Below are 22,362 nucleotides of genomic sequence, written 5' to 3'. Positions count from 1 at the left end.
GATCGGCACCGAATCCGGCCGCTGTCGGCACCGATTCGGCTCCTGCTGTCGACGATCGAGACAATCTTCACCAGTCGTTGAAGTTTCACGATATCGGCGGTGCCGCATTTGTTCAACAGACGATGAAGTATTCTTCCCCCATGACGAATACGAGCGGCCGGCGGGGCCGCTGGCGTACCGGCGACGAGAGCCGACGCCGCATCCTGGATGCCGCGCGCACGTGCTTCGGCGAACACGGCTACGACCGCACCACCGTGCGCGCGATCGCCGAGGCCGCCGGCGTCGACCCGTCGATGGTCTATTACTTCTTCGACACGAAGGCGCGCCTGTTCTCGGTGGCGATGGAGCTGCCGTCGAACGTGCCCGAGCGGCTCACCGCGCAGCTCGACACCGGGACGGACGGACTCGGCGAGCGGATCGTGCGGCAGTTCCTCACGGTCTGGGATCAGGAGGCCAGCGTCGGCCCGCTGCTCGCGCTGATGCGCTCCGCGCCGACCGACTCGACCTCGGCCTCGATGTTCGTCGAGTTCATGGAGCGGGAGATCGTCGCCCGACTGCGCGACCAGCTCCAGGGGGATGCCGCGGAGCTGCGTGCAGACCTCATCGCGTCCCAGCTCACCGGGCTCGCCCTCATGCGCTACGTCGTGCGTCTGGAGCCGCTCGCCTCCGCGCCGGCGGACGAGATCGCCGTCTGGATGGGCGCGGCTCTGCAGCAGTACTTCTCCGGTCGAGGCTGAGCGGCGCTCGAGCGACAGACTCGCGGTGACGACGACCGCTTTCTACTCGGACTGACTGCGCGATGGCGCCTTCGTCGACTCGCTCCACTGCCGCTCACTCGCCCTCGTGGGCCGTGCCGCAGAGGGGCGACTCAGCGTTCAAGGGGCGAGTCGAAGAGGCGTCAGGCCGCCTGTCGGAGGGCGCGAATACGATGACGGCGATGACAGAGCCGCATCACCTCAGCAGACAGGAGGCGCGACGCATCGCCGTGCGCGCCCAGTTGCTGGATGCCGCCCGTCCGGTCGATCTGCTCGACACGATCCGCAGACTCACGATCGTGCAGTACGAGCCGACCGCCGCCGTCGCGCCCAGCGCGGACCTCGTGCTGTGGAGCCGTCTCGGACGCCTGTACCGGCCGGAGGATCTGCAGCGGGCACTGGCATCCCACGTGATCGTGGAGCTGCGCAGCATGATGCGGCCCGCGCACGACATCGCCCTGTTCCGTGCCGCGATGGCGGCATGGCCCGGATCGGATGCCGGCGGCTGGGAACGCGCGCAGGGCGCGTGGGTCGCCGACAACGAGGTGTTCCGCCGCGACGTGCTCGACAGGCTGAGACGCAGCGGCCCGTTGACCTCGCGCGAGCTGCCCGACGACGCATGCGTGCGTCCCTGGCAGTCGAGCGGATGGAACACGGGGCGCAACTCCGCGATGATGCTCGAGTTCCTCGAGCAGCGCGGTGAGGTGGCCGTCGCGGAACGGGCCGGTCGCGAACGCCGCTGGGACCTCGCCGAGCGCATCTATCCGGACGATCCCGTCGTACCGGAAGCGGATGCCGAGCGCGAGCTCCGGATGCGCCGCCTCCGTTCCCTCGGCATCGCCAGGCAGCGCACCACGCAGACCCAGTTCGAGCCGATGGACGTCGGCGACGTCGGCGAGGCCGCCGTCGTGGAGGGGATCCGCGGCACGTGGCGCGTGGATCCCGCCCAGCTCGGCCGCGACTTCGTCGGGCGCACGGCGATCCTGTCCCCGTTCGACCGGCTGGTCTTCGACCGCAAACGCATGCTCGAGCTCTTCGAGTTCGACTACCAGCTCGGCATGTACAAGCCGGCCGTGCAGCGCAGGTTCGGCTTCTACGCACTTCCCGTGCTGAACGGCGACCGGCTCGTCGGCAAGGTGGATGCGACGACGGATGACGCGGCATCCGTCCTGCGCATCCACCGCGTCCACGAGGACGAGCCGTTCACCCCGGAGCTCGCGGATGCCGTACGCGCGGAGCTCGAGAGCCTCGCGATGATGCTGAAGGTGCGGCTCGCGTTCGAGTAGGCGGCCATCCGCCCGCCCGCCGGCGAGCCGGCCTGCTTCGTCCCTCTGCCGAGCCACTCGCTTGCCCGTCGGACTGCCCACCCGTCCCTCTTTTGCCTCCACCCCGCCGACTTCGCGCACACCCCGCCGAGCCACCCCCTTCGTGTCGAGCCCGCAGCGAATTTGCGTCAGCAACGGGGTGGTTCGGTGACAGACGGGTGGTTGGGTGGCGACGGGGTGGTTGGGTGACGAAGGGGCGGCCGGGACATCGGGGTGACCGGAGCGTCGAGGGTGGTAGCGGCGGTGCGGGGCGACGCGGCGGCTCCGGGGTCCGTGAGGGTGAATCAGCGACCGGTAGACTCGTCGGCTGGAGGGCTGTCCGAGCGGCCGATGGAGCTGGTCTTGAAAACCAGTGGGCAGGAATGTCTCGTGGGTTCGAATCCCACGCCCTCCGCCACGAAATGCCTGGTCTTTCTCGGCGAGCGCTGACACCGCCGGCCAAGCGACTGTCTGCACATACGCACCGCCGTGGCTGAGGGGTCAGCGTGCGCAGCGAAGGTCGAGACTGTCATCGCTAGCGGCCGGCGTCATGTCGAGGATGCCCCGCGCACCGTCCTGGCCACGTGCCCTCGTATCCATTCCGAAGTGAACGGGCCGGTGCGAAGCAGCCATCGGTGAAAGATCGGGCCGACGAGCAGCTCTGCGGCGCCGTTCGGATCCGGCACGTTCTCCCGACGAAAGCGGTGTGCGATGGCTCTGAGCTGAGGGCTGAGGAGCAGCTCGCGGAACTGCGTCGCGAGTCCCTCGTCTGCTTGCATCTCGGCTGTGACGGCTCGCAGCAGGGGCTCATGGGTTGGATCGGTGAGCTCGGCAACGGTTGCCACCGTCATCGCTTCCAGATCGGTGGCGAGATCGCCGGAGTCCGGCACCACGACAGCATCGTTCTCGTCTGAACTCCGAGCGAGAAGGGCGTCGAACAGGACCGCCCCGGCCGATGGCCACGTTCGGTACAGAGTCTGTTTGCTGATGCCGGCACGTCCCGCTATCCCCTCCATCGTGATCGATCCGACCCGAGTCTCACGCGCGAGGGAGAGCACCGCCTGGTGCACTTTCCAACGGGTCTGTTGACGTGCCATGGAAGAACACTAACCGAGCAAACGAGACGGTGCGTCCAGTTTCCGTTATAGTGACGGGATGACTTCACCTCAGACATGGATGATCACCGGAGCCAATCGAGGCATGGGCCGAGCACTCACCGTGCGGGCTCTCGACGCCGGGCATGCGGTGGTCGCAACGGTGAGGGGCGAGCACTCCCTCCCCGTGCACGAACGCCTGACCGTGCTGACCCTCGACGTTCGCGACCGCCGGGCTGGGCACGATGCCGTGGAGTCGGCCGCCGCTCGTCTTGGTCGAATCGACGTCCTCGTGAACAACGCCGGCTACGGCCTGATCGGTGCTGTCGAGGAGGCGTCCGAAGAGGATGCCCGCGCGATCGTCGACACGAACATGCTCGGCCCGCTGTGGCTGAGCCAAGCCGTCATCCCGATCATGCGTGGTCAGGGGTCGGGGCACATCGTTCAGATCTCGACCGTGGGCGCCGTCGGCACCATGCCGATGCTCGGGCTCTACAACTCCACGAAATGGGGTCTGGAAGCGTTCAGCGAGGCGATGGCGGCAGAGGTGCGGCAGTTCGGCATCCGCGTCTCCCTCATCGAGCCCGGGGCGCTCGACACCGACTGGGCGGGCGCGAGCATGCGATTCAGCTCACCAGCGAACGCCTACGACGCTCTGCGAACCGAGCTGTTCGGCACCGCCGTGGTGCCGTGGCCGCAGGGCGAATCCTCCGGCGGAACACCGCCGGAGGACGCGGCAACGGCGATTCTGGCGAGCGTGGCCGCGAAGGATGACCATCGCCTGCGTGTGCTCGTCGGGGACGACGCCCCGGCGCAGGTTCGGGCGGCGCTCGACCTTCGTCACGAGGACTACGCGCGCGACCCCCGCTTCCCCGTTGCCTAGACGGTTGCGACCTCGAGCGTGAAGAGGCGTTTGGTTGCCCGGGTCTGCGCGACGTAAAGGTCGCGCAGACCCGCATCATTCGCGGCGTGGATGCCGTTCGGATCGATGATGATCACGGTGTCGAATTCCAGTCCACGCGCATCGGGTGCGGCGATGACCGCGGCGTCGGTCTCATCGATCTCGGCGTGCAGCATGGCCGAGCGTTGCGCGGTGGTGACGACGCCGATCAATTCTCCGGGGTATGCCTCCTGGACCGTCGGGATCAGCTGGCCGAGCATGGAGGCGATCTCGTCATCGGTCACCACGATGACGGTCGGCTGTTCGCCGTGTCGGATGGAGTGCGACAGTCGCTGTTGCGGGGCGATGCGGGCGAGCAGCGGCTCTGTCGCCTGCAGGATCTCCGAGGTGCTGCGGTAATTGACCGTGAGCGTGTGATGAGCGAACCGCTCGGCGACGAAGGGTTCCAGCGCATCATTCCAGGTACGGATGGTGGTGGTCGGACCAGCCTGGGCGAGGTCCCCGACGATGGTCATCGACCGCTGCGGGCAGCGGCGCATGATCATCCGCCATTGCATCTCGGAGAGCTGCTGCGCCTCGTCGATGACGATGTGCCCGTAGATCGTCTCGGGGAGGCCGTCCAGGAGAGCACGCGCTTCATCCAGCAGAGCAAGATCGGAGCTGGTCCATTCGGTCTGGTCGAGGCCGGCAATGGACTCGATGTCTGCCGCGGAGACGCCGGGAAATGCGCGGGTGAGCGCGGCCCGATCTGAAAGAAACCCGCGGACGGCATCCTCTGCTCGAAGCCTCGGCCAGACTCGTGAGATGGCCCGATCGATGCCGGGATCACCGAGCAGCTCTTCTCGAATCCGGTCCCAATCGATCTCGAGGCCGTCGGCGGCCACGTCCATCTCACCGGAGCCGGCACCTCCGTGATCTCCGGCGAACATGCGATCGAGATCGATGCCCAGGGATTCCTTGATCTCGGCTTCGAAGTCGGAGAGTTCCTTGGCGGTCTGTTGCTCCAGTTCGTTCACCAACTCAGCGACGACGTGTTCGGTGAACAGTTCCCGGGCGCGGTTGTGTCCGATGCCTCCTTGCAGGGCAATCCGTCGCGCCGCGTCGATGATGTCGGAATCGAGGATGACGGTTCCCTGCGCAGTCTGCACTTCGAGCGGCACGCCGTGGGGTTCATGGGCCCGCACCCAACGGGCAAGCTCGTCGGCGGCATCCGCACGCCCCTTGATTCGCGCAAGCCGGTCCGGTTCAGCCTTCGTCGCTTCCACGCCGGCCAGGTCGGGCAGCGTCGCCAGCACCACGTCGTTCTCCCCGAGGGATGGCAACACCTCGGAGATGTAGGTGAGAAACCTCCTGTTCGGACCGAATACGAGGACCCCGCGATCAGCGATCGAGCGGAACGCGTACAGCACATATGCCGCCCGATGCAGGGCAACGATCGTCTTGCCCGTTCCCGGGCCGCCATCGACCACAACGATTCCGCGATCCGGCGACCTGACTATGTCGTCCTGCTCCCGCTGCAGAGTCGCGGCGGCCTCGCGCATCCGTCCCGTCCGGGCCTCACTCAGCGCAAGGACGAGAGGGCCGTCACCGACGACGTCCTCGACCGTTGCTGTGGTTCCATCCAGGATCTCGTCGCTCACATCGACGACGGTGCGATCGTCCACGCGCAGGTGGCGACGGCGGCGCAGCCCCAACGGCGAAACCATGGTGGCCGAGTAGAACGGCCGGGCGGCCTCCGCCCGCCAGTCCACGAGCAAGGGCTCTCCGGCATCCGTCCGCAACCCGATCCGACCGATATGGAACGATTCGCCATGCCCCACGCCGTCGATGCGTCCGAAACACAGGGACCGTTCCGCCGAACGGAGCAAGCGCATTCTCTCGCTCAAACGCGAGACCTCGAGATCCCTCGCGTAGAGGTCTTCCGGCCCGTCTACGGGCGCCGCCATCGCTCGCGCATGCGCGGAACGTGCGTCGCACATCTCACGGTCAAGACGCGCATGCATCGCGTCAAGGGAGTGCTGTTCCTCTGTGACCTGTGTTGCCCTGCCTGCATCGACATCCATACGCGTCCCTCTCCGTCGTCCGGCGTCAACTATGCGGTGCGGCTCGGGGAAGAACAACGTTGACTTTGGCCGAGAATTTTGGCCTCACGGCGAGCTGCTCCGCAGCGACGAGGGGAGGGCCGATGGACGCGTGTGGCGCGATCTTTGCCTGGCGGACGTCAGCGAACGAGTGTCGAAGCCTGGTGCAGCCCCGGTCCGAGCTGGATGTCAGTCTCACCGGGCAGCCTCAGCACGGCCGTCGTCCCATCCGGCACACGGACGTCGGCGCGCAGCGTCTCGGCCTCAAGCCACCAGTGGATCGAGACCTGACCGTGCGGCGTGCGGAGCGATGCCTTCGCCCAGCTGAGGCCACCGCCGGGGATGGGTGCCAGGAGGATTCGCGAGTACCCGGGCTCGAGCGGCGAGATCCCTCCGATCGTGCGGTGCATCCAATCGGCCACTGCGCCGAGTGCGTAGTGGTTGAAGCTCGTCATCTCTCCGGGATTGATCCTGCCGTCGCGCAGCATGGAGTCCCATCGCTCCCAGACCGTCGTCGCGCCCATGGTGACGGGGTACAGCCAGGACGGATTTTCCTTCTCCAGAAGCAGCCGGTAGGCCGTGTCGGTGTGGTCCGTCATTGTCAGCGCGTCGGTGATGAACGGGGTGCCGGCGAATCCGGTCGAAATCCGGTAGGCAGCCTGAGTGACCAGTTGCGCCAACCGGGCGCCCGCCACGACCCGATCGGCTTCGCTGAGCAGACCGAAGACGATCGCGAGCGAGTAGACGGTGGTCGCGTCGCTCGTGATGGTTCCACCTGAGACGTAGTGCTCGTTGAACGCGGCACGAAGCCGATCCGCGAGATCCTCGAGCTCCTCGGCCTCGTGACGGCCGAGCAAACGTGCAGCTTCGGCTGTCATGCGCGCGGACCGGAAGATGCATGCCGTCGCGACGACGCCGGGGTCGGCCTTCGCTGCGGCCGGATCGTCCGGGGGAGCAGTCGGATCGAGCCAGTCGCCGTACTGGAATCCGGTGTCCCACAGTCCGTTCGGGGAGAGCAACGATTCGACATGTCGCACGTGCGCGAGCATCGAGTCGAATTGATCCTCGAGGACTCGTCGATCGCCGTAGGCCTGCCACAAGGCCCACGGCACCCACACGGCAGCATCGGCCCACAGCGCGGTCGACTCGACAGGTTGGTGGGTACCGCCTCGTGATGACGACTTCTGAAGGATGTCCGGGACCACGACGGGCACCATCCCGCCGTGGTGCTCTTGCTCGTGCGCGAGATCGCGCAGCCAGTCCCGAAGAAAACCGTTGACGTCGAAAAGGTAGGTCGCCGTGGGGGCGAAGGCCGCGATGTCGCCCGTCCAGCCGAGACGCTCATCGCGCTGCGGGCAGTCGGTCGGCAGGTCGACGAAGTTTCCTCTCATACCCCAGACCACGTTGTCGTGGAGCCGGTTGAGGAGCGGATCGGAGCACTCGAACGTGCCGATGCGATCAAGTTCGGATCCGACGACGATGGCGGTCACGTCTGTTGGTTCCAACACGCCAGGCCAGCCGACAACCTCCGCGTATCTGAATCCATGGAGGGTGAAGGTGGGCTCGAAGACATCGTCGCCGCCACTGAGTACGTACCGATCCGTCGCCTTTGCCGAGCGCAACGGCCGGACTCCGAGTTCACCGCCCTCCAGGACCTCGGCGTGACGGAGCACAATCTCGCTTCCTGCCCCTCCGCGCACCCGCACCCGCACCCATCCGACCAGGTTCTGACCGAAGTCCACCAGCGTGCTGCCGCTGGGTGATTGCCAGATCCGCTCCGCCGGCAACTCCTCGCGCCTGGACACCTGGGGTCCGATGTAGTCCTCGAGCACGCCGAGATCCTGCTCGAGGATGTCGACGGTCGTCCATTCAGCACCGTCGAAGCCGGGAAGCGCCCATGCGGAACCTCGGCGACGCGCGTCGATCGTCTCGCCGTCGTACAGGTCGTCGGCGAGGACATCGCTCGGTCCGGCCGTCCAGGTGTCGTCGGTCAGGAGCAGTTGGGTCGCGCCGTCCTCGTATGTCACCGTCAGCTCGGCGAACACGGCCAAGCGGTTGCCGTAATGATGACTGGCGCCGATCCAACCGAGGCGACCGCGGTACCAGCCGTTTCCGACGACGAAGCCGAGCGCGTTCCTCTGACGCAGGAGAGCGGTCACGTCCACCCGCGCGACCCGAAGTCGCCATTCGTAACTGCTCCAGCCGGGAGTAAGCACCGCCTCACTGGCCCGCGCCCCGTTGACGTAGACCTCCACGACCCCGAGAGCTGTGAAGGCGAGCTCCGCTGTGCGAACGGCACCGTGTCCGGCCTCGAGATCGAACTCGCGCCTGAACCGAGGTGCGCTGTGCACATCGGCGCTGGGGGAGATGAAACCGGCGTGCCAGGTCATGAGTTCCTTTCGACAGAGTCGCCCGGAAACCGGGCTTTAGAAGCAAGGGTATTGTGCTTGTTGAAACGTGTCATCTATATTGTCGAAGTCAGTTCTACATTATAGTGAGCGGGTAAATGAGCAAGCCATTGCCGGACCAGGGCACCGATGCCGTGGGAACCAAGAGTCCGATCCAATCCATCGATCGTGCCGTCGCCATGTTGGGCGTGATCGCAGACGCGGGGCCAGCCGGTGAGGTGTTGACCGCGATCGCGTCGGCGACCGGTGTACACGCATCCACAGCGCGTACCTTGTTGACCTCCCTGGCGTTCCACGGATTCGTCGATCAGGACCAGCAGTCGCGGCGATACCGCATCGGCCCTGCCGTGTTCGAGCTCGAGCGAAAGTACTCCGCCCAGTCCGACCTTGCGACGGTCGCGGCGCCGGTCATGCGCAAGCTCTGGGAGGACAGCCGTGAGACCGTTCATCTCGCCGTTCTGCAGGGCGGCCGCAGGGTGGACCTCGCGGTCCTGGTGAGCCCCCAGTTGTTGAACGTCAATCCGACCCTTGCCGCACAGCCGGACACGAGCGAGGTCACGTCGAGCGCTTCGGCGAACTCGCTCTACACGACGGCAGCAGGAAAGATCCTTCTGCTGACGCTTTCGGCAGAGGAACGTATGGCCCACCTGGAACAGATCGGGGCGGTCGTGACGTCCCGTGGAGCATCCTCGCTCGAACACGTTCGCGCCGAGCTCGCCGAGGTGGAGGCATCAGGGCTCGCCCGCAACGACGAAGAGGAAGAACCGGGTGTCTGCGGAATTGCGGCGCCCATCCTCGACAATGCGGGCGTCATCCGTGCCGCACTGTGCATCGGTTATCCGTCCGTGCGGAAGTCCGCCGAATACGACGAGCTTCTGCGGCGTCTCGTGGTGGATGCCGCCACGGAGCTCTCCGCAGCGCTCGGCGCAGCACCGAAGCGAGCGGCTCATGGAGGATGACACCTACGACGTCGTCGTGGTCGGCGGCGGTGCGTCGGGCGCGATCGCGGCGATCCAGGCCGGTCGTCTCGGAGCTCGCACACTCCTGATCGAGAAGAGCGGCATCCTTGGAGGCACGACCACGTTGGCGGGAGTCGCTCTGCCCGGACTCTTTCACGCCTGGGGTCAGCAGGTCATAGCGGGAATCGGCTGGGATCTCGTCAGCGAGGCTGTGCATCTGGCGGGCGGAACTTTTCCCGACTTCCAGGACTTTCGGCGCCCCCACTACAAGCTCCAGATTCCGGTCAATCCGACGGTCTATGCAAGTGTTTTGGATACGGCCGTTGAGGCCGCCGGCGTCGAGTTGCGGCTTCACTCGATGCTTGCCGAGCTCTCTCCGGACGAGAACGGCTGGTCTGTCGGCGTCTGCGGCAAAGAGGGTGTGCAACGCGTCCGAGCTGCGCGCGTGATCGACTGTACGGGAGACGCAGACGCCGTGGCGCTGGCCGGGCTGGCTCGGGTCGCCGGCAAGTACCCACAGCCCGGCACCCTCATGTCGTACTTCTCCGGATACGACTACTCGAGTCTGGACATCGACGCGATCGAGGATGCCTTCGAGGTCGCTATCGAGTCCGGCGTGCTCGAGCCCAGCGATTTCGGATCCGCAACTCGTCCGGTCGGCAAGTTCCTTCGAGCCCACGGCCAGAACAACATGCACGTCGTCGGCATCGGCGGGGCGACAAGCGTCGAGCGCACGGCGGCGGAGATACGCGCACGGCGGACGCTCATGCGCATCCATCGCTTCCTGCGCGCTCAGCCCGGTCTGGAGTCCATCGAGATCGAGTACTGCGCCACGCAGGTGGGCGTGCGCGAGAGCTACACCATCGTGGGGCGCGAGACGATCCGCGTTGAAGACTACGTATCCGGCCGTGTCTGGGCCGACGCGGTCGCCTACAGCTTCTATCCCGTCGACGTGCATCAGCACGACGGCGATGGGATAGACATCCGGCCGCTTCCCGAGGGCATTGTCGCCACCATCCCGCTGGGCGCGATGCTGCCGGTCGATTCCGACCACATGGTGGTCGCTGGGCGGATCGTCTCCGGTGATCAAGAAGCCAACTCGGCGTACCGGATCCAAGCATCCAGCATGGCAACCGGACAGGCTGCGGGGGCCGCAGCGGCTCTCTCTGTCGACCTCGGTTGTGCGATCGCAGACGTCCCCCTCGAGCGTCTGCGAACCACCTTGCGCGACAACGGGGCGATCGTCCCACCCGAGATCCGGCGTTCGCCCAGGACGCTCGAACAAAGAGAAAGGTAAGCAATGCACTCCGACAAAGACGTCGCCCGCCATCGATTGCTTCGCAAGACGCTGGCCGTGGCAGCGAGCCTCATCACCATCAGTTCGCTCGCCGGATGCGGATTCGTCAATTCCAACGGTGGCGCCGCCGCCGGCGGGTCGACCAGCACGCCGTCCGGGACCGTCACCGTGGCGCTCTCCACAGAGGAGGCCGCGGCCATGAAGACGCTGATACCCGAATTCGAAAAGGAATCCGGCGTCACCGTGAAGGTCACCTCAGCACAGACCGCAGACCTGAACCAGCAGCTGAGCGTTCAGCTCGGTTCAGGAACCGCACCCGACATCTTCAGAGTGTCACCCGGTTCCAGCAGTGCGATCGGAGCGAGCCTGCTTGGCAAGGCTGGAAAGCTCGCCCCGCTCACCGATGCCGAATGGGCAGGCAAGATCCCCAGCTCGGCCAAGAGCCTCGCTCAGTCGGGCAAGGACGTCTATGCCCTTCCCCTCAGCCAGAACGAGATCGTCATGGCCTACAACAAGTCGGTCTTCGACAAGCTGGGGCTCAGCGCTCCGACCACGTGGTCCGATTTCCTGGATATGTGCCAGAAGCTGAAAGACGCCGGGATCACCCCGATCTCCGCCGGCTTCTCGGGCGGTGTCTTCCTGCAGTTCCTCGTCTACCAACTGGCCGCCAGTAATGTCTATGCCGCCGATCCCGGCATCGACGCGCAGCAGAAGGGCAGTTCGACGGCGTTCTCCTCGTCCAGCGCATGGAAGGCAGTGTTCGAGAAGTTCCAGACGCTGCAGACGAAGGGCTACTTCACCGACGGTGCCAATGGGATCACCGGTGACGTGGCGACTCAGGCTGTGGCCGAGGGCAAAGCCGGCATGATCAGCATCGTCTCAGCCTCCTTGGCGTCCTTGGCGAGTGCGGCAACCTCATCCGAGATCGGAGTGTTCGCTCTTCCCGGCACCGACAAGGCCTCACAGACCCTGCTCCCTGTGGCTCCCGACTTCATCGCCGTGAATGCACAAGCGAAGAACAAGGTCGCCGCAAAGGCTTTGCTCGACTTCCTCGCCGAGCCCGCACACGCCAAGGCATACGCGAAGGCGGCTGCATCCCTGCCGGGGCTGTCCGTCGGTGCGGCGATCCCAAGCCAGCTCGAGGGCGTCGCGACCTTCCTGCAGAAGGGCAAGACCGCTCCGTTCGCCAACTACACGTGGCCGAACGGCGACACTCAGCAGACGCTTCTGCAGTCCGGCCAGGATCTGATCTCCGGCAAGATCTCTGTCGAGGAGCTTCTCGAGCAACTCGACGTGCAGTTCGCGAAGGGGACCCCGTAGTCGTGGCCGACGAGCTGATCACTCCGCGGGGGCGGGCGTTTGTGGCCCACCCCCGCGCGAGCGCTGGAACCAGAGTGCCGTTCTGGTTCGCGATCACAGGGCTTTTCGTCTATGGCGTCATCGTGATCTTCCCCGACATCGCCGGTGCTGTCACAGCGTTCACCAACTGGTCCGGAGTGTCCGGCAAGGCCGAATTCATCGGACTCGACAACTTCGTTCGACTCTTTCAGGAGCCCGGGGCATCCGGGGCCTTGGTGAATACCCTGATCATCGCCTTCACCGTCACGATCGCCCAGACGGTGATCGGGCTCCTGCTCGCGGTGATCCTCAATCGGCCGATGAAGACGGGTGCGCTGATCCGCGGACTCTTCTTCCTCCCGGTGCTCCTCCCGCCCGTCGTCGTCGCGTTCTTGTGGCAGTTCCTGCTCACTCCGGACGGCCCGATCAACCAGATGCTCAGGGCGGTAGGCCTTCCAGGGCTCGCGCACAATTGGCTGGCGGATTCTGCGACAGCGCTCGGCAGCGTCATCGTGGTGATGGTCTGGCAGAACGTTGGGATCACCATGGTCATCTACCTCGCGGGTCTCCAAGGGGTTCCCGACGAACTGAACGAAGCAGCCGCCATCGACGGAGCGTCCGCGTTTCGGCGCTTCTGGAGCGTCACGCTTCCGCTTCTGGCCCCGGCGACCACGATCGTCGTCTCGCTGACGCTGATCTCCGGGCTGAAGGTGTTCGACCAGGTCTTCGCGATGACCGGGGGTGGGCCGGGCTACGCCACACAGACGATCTCGCTCCTCATGTACAAGTCGGCGTTCGTGTCGTCGGAGTACGGATACAGCACGGCGATCGCCCTCGTGCTGACCGCGATCATTCTGGTGCTGGCAGCGACCCAGTTCAGCGTTCTCCGCCGCCAAGAGGTGACGCAGTGACTCGGGGACGCAGTCGCCGCAGCCTCATCCTCGAGGCAGTCATGATCATTGCTGCCGTGCTGTTCCTCTTTCCGCTGATCATCCTCATCAACGTCTCCCTCAAGCCCTCGTCGGAGGCTTTGCACAACCCGCTTTCGTTCCCGAGGAGCATCGACCTCGCGAACTTCGCTCAAGCTTGGACGCAGGGCGACCTGGGAGCAGCGGTCATGAACAGCGCCGTTGTCGCCGGACTGAGTGTCGTGGTCCTCGTGCTCATCGGCTCCACCACGGCGTTCTTTTTCGCCAGACGTCTCAGTCGCACGAGCAACGTGCTCTACTTCGTCGTGCTTCTCGGGCTGATGATTCCGCTGCAGTTGGGCATGGTTCCGCTCTACCGAATGATGAGCAACGCAGGACTGCTCGGCACCTACACGTCGCTCATCCTCTTCTACGCCGGCACGCAGCTTCCCTTTACTGTCTTCCTTTTCGCAGGGTTCCTGCGTGCCATGCCACGCGACTTCGAAGAGGCGGCACTCCTGGACGGCGCCGGTTGGTGGAGCACATTCCGGCTCGTGGTCTTTCCGCTCGTGCGACCGGTGACCATCACGGTGGTTCTGCTCGACATGATCGACGTGTGGAAGGACTTCATGACACCCCTCCTCTACGTGGGCGGATCCCAACAGCAGACCCTTCCGGTCGCGATTTACGCGTTCCAGGGCGAATTCGTCTCCCAGTGGGGAATCGTCTTCGCGGGCGTCATCATTTCCATCATCCCGATCATGGTCATCTACGTCCTCCTTCAGCGATTCATCATCGGCGGATTCGCCGGCGGACTGAAGGGGTGATGTGGCCGTGACTGGTGTGGATGAGCGCATGCGCTTCGGCGACCTCGCAGACCGGGAAATCTTCAAGGCTCCCCACCCGAGCGCCCTCGATCGCTTGCACAGACACAGCGCACTCGACGCGCCACAACAACTGCTCGATCGAGGGCGGCCGCTCTCAACCCCACAGAGTAGACATGAGCGGATTCCTCCCGCGCGTCGCGTGCGTTTGCACCCCTGAGACGCCTGAAACGTTCGTTTCCGCCGAGGCCGTCACGCGCGCGTTCGACTGGGTCGAGTAGCGGTGCGTGTCATGACCAGCGCCGGATCGCCATGCTGCATCGTGCTTGTCGGAGCCGTATGGAGGCGGCCCGCATCCGTCGTGATCGTGATGCGGCCGCCTCCATTCGTTCAGTACGGGTACGAGAGCGTGTTCTCCTGAACAGCAGTCCACTTGATGCCGGTGAACTCTTCGATGTTGGACAGGCCTCCCGACCGGCCGCCGAGGCCGGACGCCCCGGTGCCGCCGAACGGCGCGACCGCCTCGTCGACCGGGGTGGCGTCGTTCACGTGCACCATGCCGGCCTTCAGCTCGCGCGCAACCCGGCGGCCACGGCCTTCGTCTCTCGTGACCACGGCATCGACGAGACCGTACGGCGTGTCGTTGGCGACACGGATCGCCTGAGCGTCGTCGGTCACGGTCATGACGGGTGCGATCGGCGCGAAGACTTCTTCGGTCCAGACCGGCATGTCGGGGGTGATGTCGGTGACCACTGTTGGCCGGAAGAAGAGTCCGTCACGCGTCCCGCCAGTGACGATGCGAGCCCCCATCTCCACCGATTTCCGAAGGATGCCTTCGGCCCGCGCCGCCTGACGCTCGTTGATCATGGGACCGATCCCCGAACCCTTCGACGGGTCGCCGACAGTGATCGCCGAGGCCCGGTCAGCCAGGTGACGGATGTATTCCTCGGCGACGGCTTCGGCGACTATGTGACGGCTGGCGCTGATGCACGTCTGTCCCTGGTAGTGGAACGTTGACCAGGCGCCGAGCATGGATGCGTAGTCCGGGTCCGCATCGTCCAGGACGAGCAATGCGTTGTTGCCGCCGAGTTCGAGAGACACTCGCTTCAGGAGGCCCCCGGCCGTTGCCGCGATGCGCGAACCGACAGCCGTGGAACCCGTGAAGTGCACCATGTCGACATCCGGGTGAGCGACAAGCGCTTCACTGAATTCGGTGTCGCCGCAGATCACCTGGAACAAGCCTGCGGGTGCCCCGGCGGCGTCGAATGCCTCGGCGATGGCGAAGCCGCCGCTGAGCGGGGTCTCGGGCGAGGGTTTGAGCACCACAGCGTTTCCGAGTGCGATGGCCGGTGCGATGACGCGCATCGCGAGAATGAGCGGGAAGTTCCACGGGGTGATCGCGGCGACCACGCCCACGGGGAGCCGCTCGGAGAACCCGAACCGGCCGGGATCATGCGACACGAGCAGATCTCCCCGCGGGAGAGAAGCCAGACCGGCCGCGACGTGAAGCTCGTCGATCGCGCCGTGGACCTCGTATTCCGCCTTTCCCGGTATTGAGCCGGTTTCGCGGACAATGAGGTCCGTGACCTGGTCGAGGCGATCTTCCAGGCGTGCCGCGACGGATCGCACCAAAGCGGCACGGACGTCATACGGCTGGTGTGACCATTCTTCCTGTGCCCGCACGGCGGCAGCGATGGCCTCATCGAGATCGCCCCTGCCGCCGAGACCTGCCGATCCGAGATGTGCGCCTGTCGCCTTCTCGACCACGTCGATTCGGTCGGACAGCTCACGGAACGTGCCGTCGATGTACGCGGCCGCGTCGTCGAGGTGCGGATGGCCCGGCTTGACCTGTGTTGTGGAACTCAAGAGATGCCTTTCTCGGTCCGGCCGCCAACGGCGATCGGAGCGGTGGTTGGGTTCGGTGCGGGCTCAGTGTGCGTTCGCGATGAAGTCGGGCATGGTGATCGAGAAGACGATCGCCAGCGCCACTCCGAAGCAGAGGAAGGTGATCGACCACCATTTCGCGGAGAGGAGTGGCATCGGGTGCTCGGTGGCCCCGGCTTCGGGCGCTTGCGGTTTTTCCGACATGCTCAGGAGTCCCTTCGGTAGACGATGTCGATGATCACGGCGACGATGGCGGCGGCGCCGACCGCGACGCCGACTCCGATCCAGGCGGCGCCCGCCGTGGCGCTCCCTGTGAGGCGATACCAGCCCGCTGCGTAGATGCCGATCAAGGTGCCGATCAGGAGGAGTGCCAGAACGATGAGGCCGGCAAGACGTCGCTGCTTGAAGCGTGCGGAGGCTGCGAGGTATCGCTCGATGAGCGCATCCTCGCTTTCGGCGGATGGGCGGTCTTCGAGTACAGACATGTTCGATGCTCCCGTTACCTTGAGCGCCGTCGCGCGATGTATTTGATGGGTTCGGAGACGATGAAGAACGCTCCGATCGCCGTCAGGACCGTGCCGATGATCACCACGAGGCTGAATTTCTCGCCGTACACGGTGAGCGAGAAGAAGGCGATGAAGAAGAAGGCCAGAGTGTTGGTGAGCACACCCCCGCGCACGGCGCCGGCGTACGAGACGCCGATGTAGTAGCCCATGATCATCCAGATGGCCCAGCCGAGTCCGATGACGGCGCCGAACGCGAGCAGCCGGGGGTCCGTCCAGACCTCGCCTGCCATGTGACGGGCCTGAGGGAAGAGCACGAACATGAGAGCGTTCGCGAGGATCAGCTCGAGGAACACTCGCCACCACAGGAACCCTTCTGCAGGGAGCAGGTCCGTGCCGGCGGAGATGGCGAAGGTTTCGAATCCCCAGGTGAGCACAGCGATGCACATGACGCCGAGCCCGACGGCAAGGTAGATACCGTGGGTTGGGGCGCTGACGCTGCCTCCCGAGACGGCCAGGTAGACACCGATTGCCAGGCAGCCGAGGCCGACCAGCGTTGACCAGCGCAGGATCTTCTCGCGGTAGAGGATGCCTGAGATCACGGCGCCGACGACACCCGCCAGTCCGCCGATCGCGCCGCCGAGGGCGCCGCCGATGAGTCCTGCTGCGATGGCGTAGGAGAGATCGCCGACGAATCCGCCCACCGCCACGAATAAGCTCCACCAGCTGACCGGGTGGCCGAGAAGACGCACAGGGTCGCGCCAGGTGCCGCTGATGATGTTGAAGATAAGGATTGCCGCCACACCGAACGGGACCTGAAGAAGCGCGACGATGGCGAATCCACCGGTAGGGGCTTGTTCGGTGAAGGGCGCCTTTCCGACGACGACGGACAGCAAGCCGAAGGCCAGTCCGAGTGCCGGCGCGGCGAGGATCGCGTAGATCATGCCCATTCGGGTCTTCTTGCCATCGGCGATGCGGGCCTTCTCTTCGAGCCGCGACTGCTCTGCGACGACGGTTTCGCTGAGACTCACGACGCCACCGCCTCTCGGACGGTCGGCTCGATGCCGGCGGCGCGAACGACATCCTTCAGCTTCTCGAGCTTCAACTGGTACTCGATGACCGGGCGGATGCTGGCGTGCAGGCGGTAGCGGCGCAGGATGCGGCCACGCGACTCCTTCTGCTCCACGGTGTCCAGCCAGCCCAGCGTGGACAGCCCGACCAGTTCCTCACGGAGCGACGTCAACTGGCCGGAGGGGTAGGAGCGCTCGAGGGAGGCGAAGATGTCGTACTCCCACATCCCGTCCGCGTCGAGGTAATAGAGCAGTGCGCACGTGGCGTACTTCGGACTCGGTTTCATATCAGACCTCGTTGTGTGATGTGTTTCGGGGAGGGCCAGGAGATCGGCCCCGGGGCCAGCGGCTAGAGAGCGTGTGTCTTCAGTCGCTGGACGATGTGTCTGGCCTGTCGATAGGCCAGCGCCATGATCGTGAGGGTGGGGTTGGCGGCGGCGCTCGTCGGGAATACCGACCCGTCGGCGATGTAAAGGTTGCTCACCTCATGCGAACGCCCGTGTGAGTCGACGACGCCGGCTGACGGATCGCCGGACATTCGGGCCGTGCCCATGTTGTGGCCAGAGGGCAACGGCGGTGCGTGGGTGATCTTCACCGCGCCGACAGCCTCGTAGAGTTTGCGCGCCTGGCGATAGGAATGCTCACGCATCGCGACATCGTTCGGATGATCGTCGTAGTGCACGACGGGTGCCGGAAGGCCGTGGTCGTCGGTGACGGTCTCGCTGAGCGCGACCCTGTTGCCTGGCTGTGGCACATCCTCTCCGCATGTCCACAATGCGGACGTGCGCGTGTATGCCTCCATGCGCTCCGTGAAGGCGCGACCCCACCCGCCCGGCTGGTTGAACTGTGAGAACGACGGCAGCCCCTGCGAGATCATTTCGAAGTAGTAACCGCCGACGAAACCCCGCGACGGATCGTGTCCCGCCTCGTCGGCGATGATTCCGGCCATGGGCTCACCGCGGTACATGTGCACCGGCTTCTCGAATTCGGCGTACGTGACGCCCGTGGTGTGTCGCATGTAGTTGCGGCCGACTTGATCGGATCCGTTGGCGAGCCCTGACTCATGCCCTCGCGTCGCGGAGAGCAGCAGTAGCCGCGCCGTCTCGATGGCGTTGCCGGCCACGGCGACGGCTCGAGCCGACTGCCGCCGCACGACGCCGTCCGCATCGATATAGAGGACTGCCGCGACCTTGCCGTCGGCGCCGAGAAGGATCTGGGTCGCCGTGCTCTCCGTTCGAAGCTCGAGACGGCCCGATTCCAGCGCCTTGGGGATCTCGCTGACCAGTGGCGTCCACTTCGATAGACCCTTGTCGCCTTGCGAGGCGAAGCCGTCCTCGACCGTTGCGGGCCTGTCGTCGTACGGCTCGGCATTCACCGCATAGGGGCCGGTCGCGTAGCGACGGTAGCCGATGCGATCCGCGCCATTGGCGACGACCTTGAAGTTGTTGTTCGCCGGGAGCGGCGGCCTTCCGTGACGGTGGGATGCCCCTACCGCGATCTCGGCGCGCTCGTAATCCTGTTCGAGATCGCTCAGCTTCAGTGGCCAGTCGGTGAGCGAGGTGCCGGCCACGGCGCCGTAAGCCGAGGCGGCCCGGAACTCGTGTTCCTGAAGCCTCGGCACCACTCCTGTCCAGAGATTCGCTGTTCCGCCGACGAGCTTGCCGTTCCATGCCGGTGATCCAGGGAAGTCCCGAGCCAGGGACCAATCGCCGGTCGCGACGCGCGGGTCGGTCCAGCTCATTTGATCGAAGGCGCGTCGTTCGTCGTTCACGAAGTCGGTCGGGTCGATCCATGGGCCGGCTTCGAGGATGACCACCTTGACCCCCGCACGGACGAGTTCGAGTCCCAATGTCGCGCCGCCGGGACCGGAGCCGACGATGACGAAGACGTCCTCGTCGTCGTCATCGAACTGCGGTCCGAAGGAGTGCTTCCGAGCGCTCATCGTGCGACGGTCCCGTCCGTGCTCGCCCGAGAACCAGGCTGAGCGGGTTCCTCATCGGGCTCTGTGATGCGGACGTCGGGGAGCCAGTCCAGATCGTCGAATCCGCGATGCAGGTACCCGCCGAGTTCGAACGAGGAACCGGGATAGCCGATGAAGTCCCACACCTCGTGATCGTCGTAAAGGGACCAGCCGGTTCGGGCACGCAGCTCCTGGAAGAACGTGGTGTCCTCGATCGCACGCATTCCGGGCTCGCCCGTCTGGATGGCGTCCAGCAAGCCGTCCCGGATGCCGTCCCACAGGATCTGCGCGAGGACTGGATCGGCCGTGGCCGCGTCGATCACGCCGGCCACCGCACGCTCGTACGGTCCGTCAGCCAACCCGGGATGCGGATAGAGGATGCGCGCGAAGCGCACCAACTCCTCGGACGGGAAATGCACCATTGCCTCCTTCAGCACGCGACTGCCACGGCGCGTTCAACAGCACACGCTAGAACCCATACTGAACCGTGTCAACAGTAGTACTGAAGTATTAGTACAGTAGTTCTGAACACACCGCCTCGCTCGAGACCGCACACCTAAACTGGGCTCGCCTCGGGCGCGCGTAGATGAGCCGGCGCTGTCGGCAGCAGGAAGGAACGATGCATGACGGTCGTGGGGGACGAGTCCTCGGCATCGAATACCTCGGGGCGCCTTGGCGAGCTCCGTGCGAAGGTGGCAGACCTCGGACCGCGGGTGAGGGCGTTCCGCACGATGCGCAGACTCTCATTGCGCCGGGTGGCAGAGGCGTCGGGCATCACCGAGAGCTATCTCTCCCAGATCGAGCGCGGCACCGCCACCGGCAGCATCGATGTGCTGACACGGGTGGCGGCAGCCCTGAATCTGGGGCTTTCCGACCTCTTCGACGACACACCGCCAGGGCACACGCCGCTGAGGAGCGCTGATCGGCCGGAACTCGTCTCCGAAGGCGTCACGAAATACCTGTACACGCTGCATCCGCTTCGTCATCTCGAAGTCATGGAAGCAGTCATGGCGCCGGGCGCGAAGATCGGCGACGAGAGCCACGTGCATGGATCGTCGCAAGAACTTCTGCTCGTGCTCGCCGGCAGCGTCGAGTGCGTTGTCGACGGCAACGCCCATCGGCTCGAAGCCGGCGACAGCATGGAGTACTTCTCGTCGTCGCCGCATTCCGTGAGCAACACCACGGACGCTGAGGCTCGAATCCTCTACGTCATCTCGCCGCCGAGCATCTGAGCGACGCGCGCCAAGCGCTCACCTGCCCGCGGCGGACGCGCACTCCTGATCTCGGGAGATCGGTTGCTGCGAGCTCGGCCACGGGGACGTGCCTGCGACAGTCGGGGCCGGTGCTCACGTGTAGATGTCGACGGGCCCGGTCGCGTGAGCGGATCGACTCACTTCAGCCCGGACTCCGCGATTCCGTCGGTTGAAGAAGAGAACGGTGATGGCATGACAAACTCCTTCGTTCGTTTCCGGTGAGGTCGTTCCGACCTCGGGCGGCCGCCGTCGGTGGCGACCGCCAAGAGGCGTGATCGCCTCAGGCCGCCCGAGCGGGGATCCGCTGAGCGACGGTGCGCGACTCGTCCGCTGACAGGCGAAGCGTCTCTGGCAACAGGGCGTCGTGGGCTGCGAGCAGCTCGTCGGTCATGGCGCGGATCTCGTCCAGCGTGAGCAGCGCAGCCGTGAGCGGATCCAGCGCAACGGCGTGGTACACGTTCTCGCGGTCGCCGGTGAGCGCTGCGCGCACCGCGAGGTTCTGTACGCCGATGTTCGTGCGGTTCAGTGCGGCGAGTTGCGGCGGGAGATCACCGATCGCGGTGGGCTGCACGCCGTTCTTGTCGACGACGCACGGGATCTCGACACAGGCATCCGCCGGCAGGTTCGCGATCAACGACCCGTCGTTGGGCACGTTGCCGTAGACGACACTCGGCACCCCGGTGACCAGGGAGTTCACGATGCTGGCTCCGTACTCGACGGACGGGGCCAAGTGCTCCTTGAGCTTGGCGAGCTGCGCGTCGATGTCGCCCTGTTCGTCGTGCGATGAACAGATCTCGAAGTAGTCCCAGCGCTCGGGGATGAAGTCCGTGACGAGGTCGGGGTTCTTGCGGAAGTAGGGCAGGTACTCGGATGCGTGGTGGCTCGACTCGGTCTGGAAGTATCCGAAGGTCTCCATGATCGCGGTACGGACCTGCTCGTTCCCGCCCTCGTAATTGCTGGATTCGACCGCCGCCTCGCTGTGGTCGCCGCTGTCGGAGAGGAGGTCGCCGGCACCGCGCCCCCGCAGGTGCCGTTCCCGCATGGTCTGGTGCAGACGCGGGTACAGGTCGACCCCGTTGTGCTCGAACGTGAGGATCCAGGCCTGGTGGTTGATGCCGGCCGAGACGAAATTCACCTCGTCGTAGGGGATGTCGAGGGTGCGGGCGAGCATCCGTGTCGTGCCCTGCACGCTGTGGCACAGGCCGACCGTCTTGAGTCCCTTCGCGTTGAGGAAGCCTGTCGCCATCGCCATCGGATTGGCGTAGTTGATGAACTGTGCGTTCGGGCACAGTTCGCGGGCGTCAGCGGCGATCGCCTCATAGGCGCCGACGGAACGCAGGAAGCGGAACACTCCACCGGGCCCGATGGTGTCGCCGACTGTCTGATCGACCCCGTAGCGTCGGGGGATCTCGACATCGTGTCGATAGGAGTCGATGCCGCCCACCTGGAACGTGATGATCACCACGTCGGCATCGCGCAGAGCCTCTCTGCGGTCGGTCGTCTCCTCGATCCGGAGCGGGAATTCGTGGTGGGCCGCGAGATCGCGGGCGGCGTCGGCCACAGGACGGAGGCGATCCGGGTTGATGTCCATCAGGCACAGCCGACCGGATTGCAGGGCTGGAAAACTCATCAGGTCGCCGATGAGGCGGAAGGGGAAGACGAAGCCACCGGCTCCGATGATGGTGATCTTGGGTGCGGCTGCGTTGTCTGGCATATCGGTACGCTACGAACGAGCCGATCGGGGCGGCCTCCGGATCGCAACGCAACCATTCCAGGAATCTCAGGTGCGGCCTGTCGGAGACGTCGTCGTGTCTATCGTGAGA

The 22,362-nt window shown here is 65.4% G+C and carries 20 protein-coding genes and 1 tRNA gene; 11 read left to right on the top strand and 10 right to left on the bottom strand.

What is annotated here, in order from left to right:
* Window positions 1–140: 140 nt before the first annotated feature.
* The 3 genes from ACX9R5_RS01655 to ACX9R5_RS01645 all read left to right on the top strand — a co-directional run bounded on the left by ACX9R5_RS01655 (window position 141) and on the right by ACX9R5_RS01645 (window position 2,477).
* Window positions 141–737, top strand: coding sequence for a TetR/AcrR family transcriptional regulator (locus ACX9R5_RS01655; RefSeq protein WP_459407272.1), 597 nt, complete (start codon window positions 141–143; stop codon window positions 735–737).
* A 200-nt stretch (window positions 738–937) separates the two neighbouring features.
* Window positions 938–2,041 carry a DNA glycosylase AlkZ-like family protein gene (locus ACX9R5_RS01650; protein WP_459407271.1) on the top strand — a complete coding sequence of 368 codons (1,104 nt, stop codon included), beginning with the start codon at window positions 938–940 and terminating at the stop codon, window positions 2,039–2,041.
* Between the two features lie 348 nt (window positions 2,042–2,389).
* Window positions 2,390–2,477 (top strand) — tRNA-Ser (locus ACX9R5_RS01645).
* A gap of 130 nt (window positions 2,478–2,607) precedes the next feature.
* On the opposite strand, the gene ACX9R5_RS01640 is transcribed toward ACX9R5_RS01645, so the two are convergent.
* Window positions 2,608–3,156, bottom strand: coding sequence for a TetR-like C-terminal domain-containing protein (locus ACX9R5_RS01640; protein WP_459407270.1), 549 nt, complete (start codon window positions 3,154–3,156; stop codon window positions 2,608–2,610).
* Window positions 3,157–3,214: 58 nt separating this feature from the next.
* Between ACX9R5_RS01640 and ACX9R5_RS01635 the strand changes: the two genes are divergently transcribed.
* Window positions 3,215–4,036: an SDR family NAD(P)-dependent oxidoreductase gene (locus ACX9R5_RS01635; RefSeq protein WP_459407269.1), complete on the top strand. Its 822-nt coding sequence runs from the start codon at window positions 3,215–3,217 to the stop codon at window positions 4,034–4,036.
* Here the strand turns inward: ACX9R5_RS01635 and ACX9R5_RS01630 are convergent.
* Window positions 4,033–5,595: a HelD family protein gene (locus tag ACX9R5_RS01630; RefSeq protein ID WP_459409007.1), complete on the bottom strand. Its 1,563-nt coding sequence runs from the start codon at window positions 5,593–5,595 to the stop codon at window positions 4,033–4,035. The two genes, ACX9R5_RS01635 and ACX9R5_RS01630, sit on opposite strands and share 4 nt — an antisense overlap.
* Here ACX9R5_RS01630 and ACX9R5_RS01625 point away from each other — a divergent pair.
* A complete protein-coding gene (locus tag ACX9R5_RS01625; RefSeq protein ID WP_459409081.1) occupies window positions 5,476–6,180 on the top strand; it encodes a hypothetical protein in 705 nt (234 codons plus the stop codon). The genes ACX9R5_RS01630 and ACX9R5_RS01625 overlap by 120 nt on opposite strands.
* A gap of 95 nt (window positions 6,181–6,275) precedes the next feature.
* Here the strand turns inward: ACX9R5_RS01625 and ACX9R5_RS01620 are convergent, their stop codons facing one another.
* Window positions 6,276–8,525: an alpha-L-rhamnosidase gene (locus ACX9R5_RS01620; protein WP_459407268.1), complete on the bottom strand. Its 2,250-nt coding sequence runs from the start codon at window positions 8,523–8,525 to the stop codon at window positions 6,276–6,278.
* A gap of 116 nt (window positions 8,526–8,641) precedes the next feature.
* On the opposite strand from ACX9R5_RS01620, the gene ACX9R5_RS01615 reads away from it, so the two are divergent.
* Genes ACX9R5_RS01615 through ACX9R5_RS01595 form a run of 5 tightly spaced genes read left to right on the top strand, consistent with a single transcriptional unit; the run spans window position 8,642 to window position 13,872 of the window.
* On the top strand, window positions 8,642–9,502 hold the full coding sequence (locus ACX9R5_RS01615; RefSeq protein WP_459407267.1) for an IclR family transcriptional regulator: 861 nt from the start codon (window positions 8,642–8,644) through the stop codon (window positions 9,500–9,502).
* Window positions 9,492–10,799 (top strand): FAD-dependent oxidoreductase, encoded by a 1,308-nt coding sequence (locus ACX9R5_RS01610; RefSeq protein ID WP_459407266.1) that lies wholly within the window; start codon window positions 9,492–9,494, stop codon window positions 10,797–10,799. The genes ACX9R5_RS01615 and ACX9R5_RS01610 overlap by 11 nt, the downstream gene beginning before the upstream one ends.
* Before the next feature lie 3 nt (window positions 10,800–10,802).
* A complete protein-coding gene (locus ACX9R5_RS01605) occupies window positions 10,803–12,119 on the top strand; it encodes an ABC transporter substrate-binding protein (protein WP_459407265.1) in 1,317 nt (438 codons plus the stop codon).
* 2 nt (window positions 12,120–12,121) lie between these two features.
* Window positions 12,122–13,048, top strand: coding sequence for a carbohydrate ABC transporter permease (locus tag ACX9R5_RS01600; protein ID WP_459407264.1), 927 nt, complete (start codon window positions 12,122–12,124; stop codon window positions 13,046–13,048).
* The gene (locus ACX9R5_RS01595; RefSeq protein ID WP_459407263.1) at window positions 13,045–13,872 is read left to right on the top strand and encodes a carbohydrate ABC transporter permease; all 828 of its coding nucleotides are present in this window, start codon (window positions 13,045–13,047) and stop codon (window positions 13,870–13,872) included. Before ACX9R5_RS01600 ends, ACX9R5_RS01595 begins: the two co-directional genes overlap by 4 nt.
* A 387-nt stretch (window positions 13,873–14,259) precedes the next feature.
* On the opposite strand, the gene ACX9R5_RS01590 is transcribed toward ACX9R5_RS01595, so the two are convergent.
* From ACX9R5_RS01590 to ACX9R5_RS01565, 6 genes are all read right to left on the bottom strand, one after another.
* On the bottom strand, window positions 14,260–15,735 hold the full coding sequence (locus ACX9R5_RS01590; protein WP_459407262.1) for an aldehyde dehydrogenase family protein: 1,476 nt from the start codon (window positions 15,733–15,735) through the stop codon (window positions 14,260–14,262).
* A 224-nt stretch (window positions 15,736–15,959) separates the two neighbouring features.
* A complete protein-coding gene (locus tag ACX9R5_RS01585) occupies window positions 15,960–16,238 on the bottom strand; it encodes a hypothetical protein (RefSeq protein ID WP_459407261.1) in 279 nt (92 codons plus the stop codon).
* A gap of 14 nt (window positions 16,239–16,252) precedes the next feature.
* The gene (locus tag ACX9R5_RS01580; RefSeq protein ID WP_459407260.1) at window positions 16,253–17,287 is read right to left on the bottom strand and encodes an EamA family transporter; all 1,035 of its coding nucleotides are present in this window, start codon (window positions 17,285–17,287) and stop codon (window positions 16,253–16,255) included.
* Complete coding sequence (locus ACX9R5_RS01575) at window positions 17,284–17,613, bottom strand: hypothetical protein (protein WP_459407259.1); 330 nt, start codon at window positions 17,611–17,613, stop codon at window positions 17,284–17,286. The genes ACX9R5_RS01580 and ACX9R5_RS01575 overlap by 4 nt, the downstream gene beginning before the upstream one ends.
* Window positions 17,614–17,675: 62 nt before the next feature.
* Window positions 17,676–19,268, bottom strand: a complete 1,593-nt coding sequence (locus ACX9R5_RS01570) for a GMC family oxidoreductase (RefSeq protein WP_459407258.1) — start codon at window positions 19,266–19,268, stop codon at window positions 17,676–17,678.
* The gene (locus tag ACX9R5_RS01565; protein WP_459407257.1) at window positions 19,265–19,708 is read right to left on the bottom strand and encodes a hypothetical protein; all 444 of its coding nucleotides are present in this window, start codon (window positions 19,706–19,708) and stop codon (window positions 19,265–19,267) included. Before ACX9R5_RS01565 ends, ACX9R5_RS01570 begins: the two co-directional genes overlap by 4 nt.
* 201 nt (window positions 19,709–19,909) lie before the next feature.
* On the opposite strand from ACX9R5_RS01565, the gene ACX9R5_RS01560 reads away from it, so the two are divergent.
* Entirely contained in the window at window positions 19,910–20,518 is a 609-nt protein-coding gene (locus tag ACX9R5_RS01560; RefSeq protein WP_459407256.1) for a cupin domain-containing protein, read from the top strand.
* Window positions 20,519–20,819: 301 nt separating this feature from the next.
* On the opposite strand, the gene melA is transcribed toward ACX9R5_RS01560, so the two are convergent.
* On the bottom strand, window positions 20,820–22,253 hold the full coding sequence (melA, locus tag ACX9R5_RS01555) for an alpha-galactosidase (RefSeq protein ID WP_459407255.1): 1,434 nt from the start codon (window positions 22,251–22,253) through the stop codon (window positions 20,820–20,822).
* Window positions 22,254–22,362: the final 109 nt, after the last annotated feature.

The sequence above is a fragment of the Rathayibacter sp. CAU 1779 genome, assembly GCF_054551755.1.
This window is presented reverse-complemented; position numbering and strand designations above follow the sequence as displayed.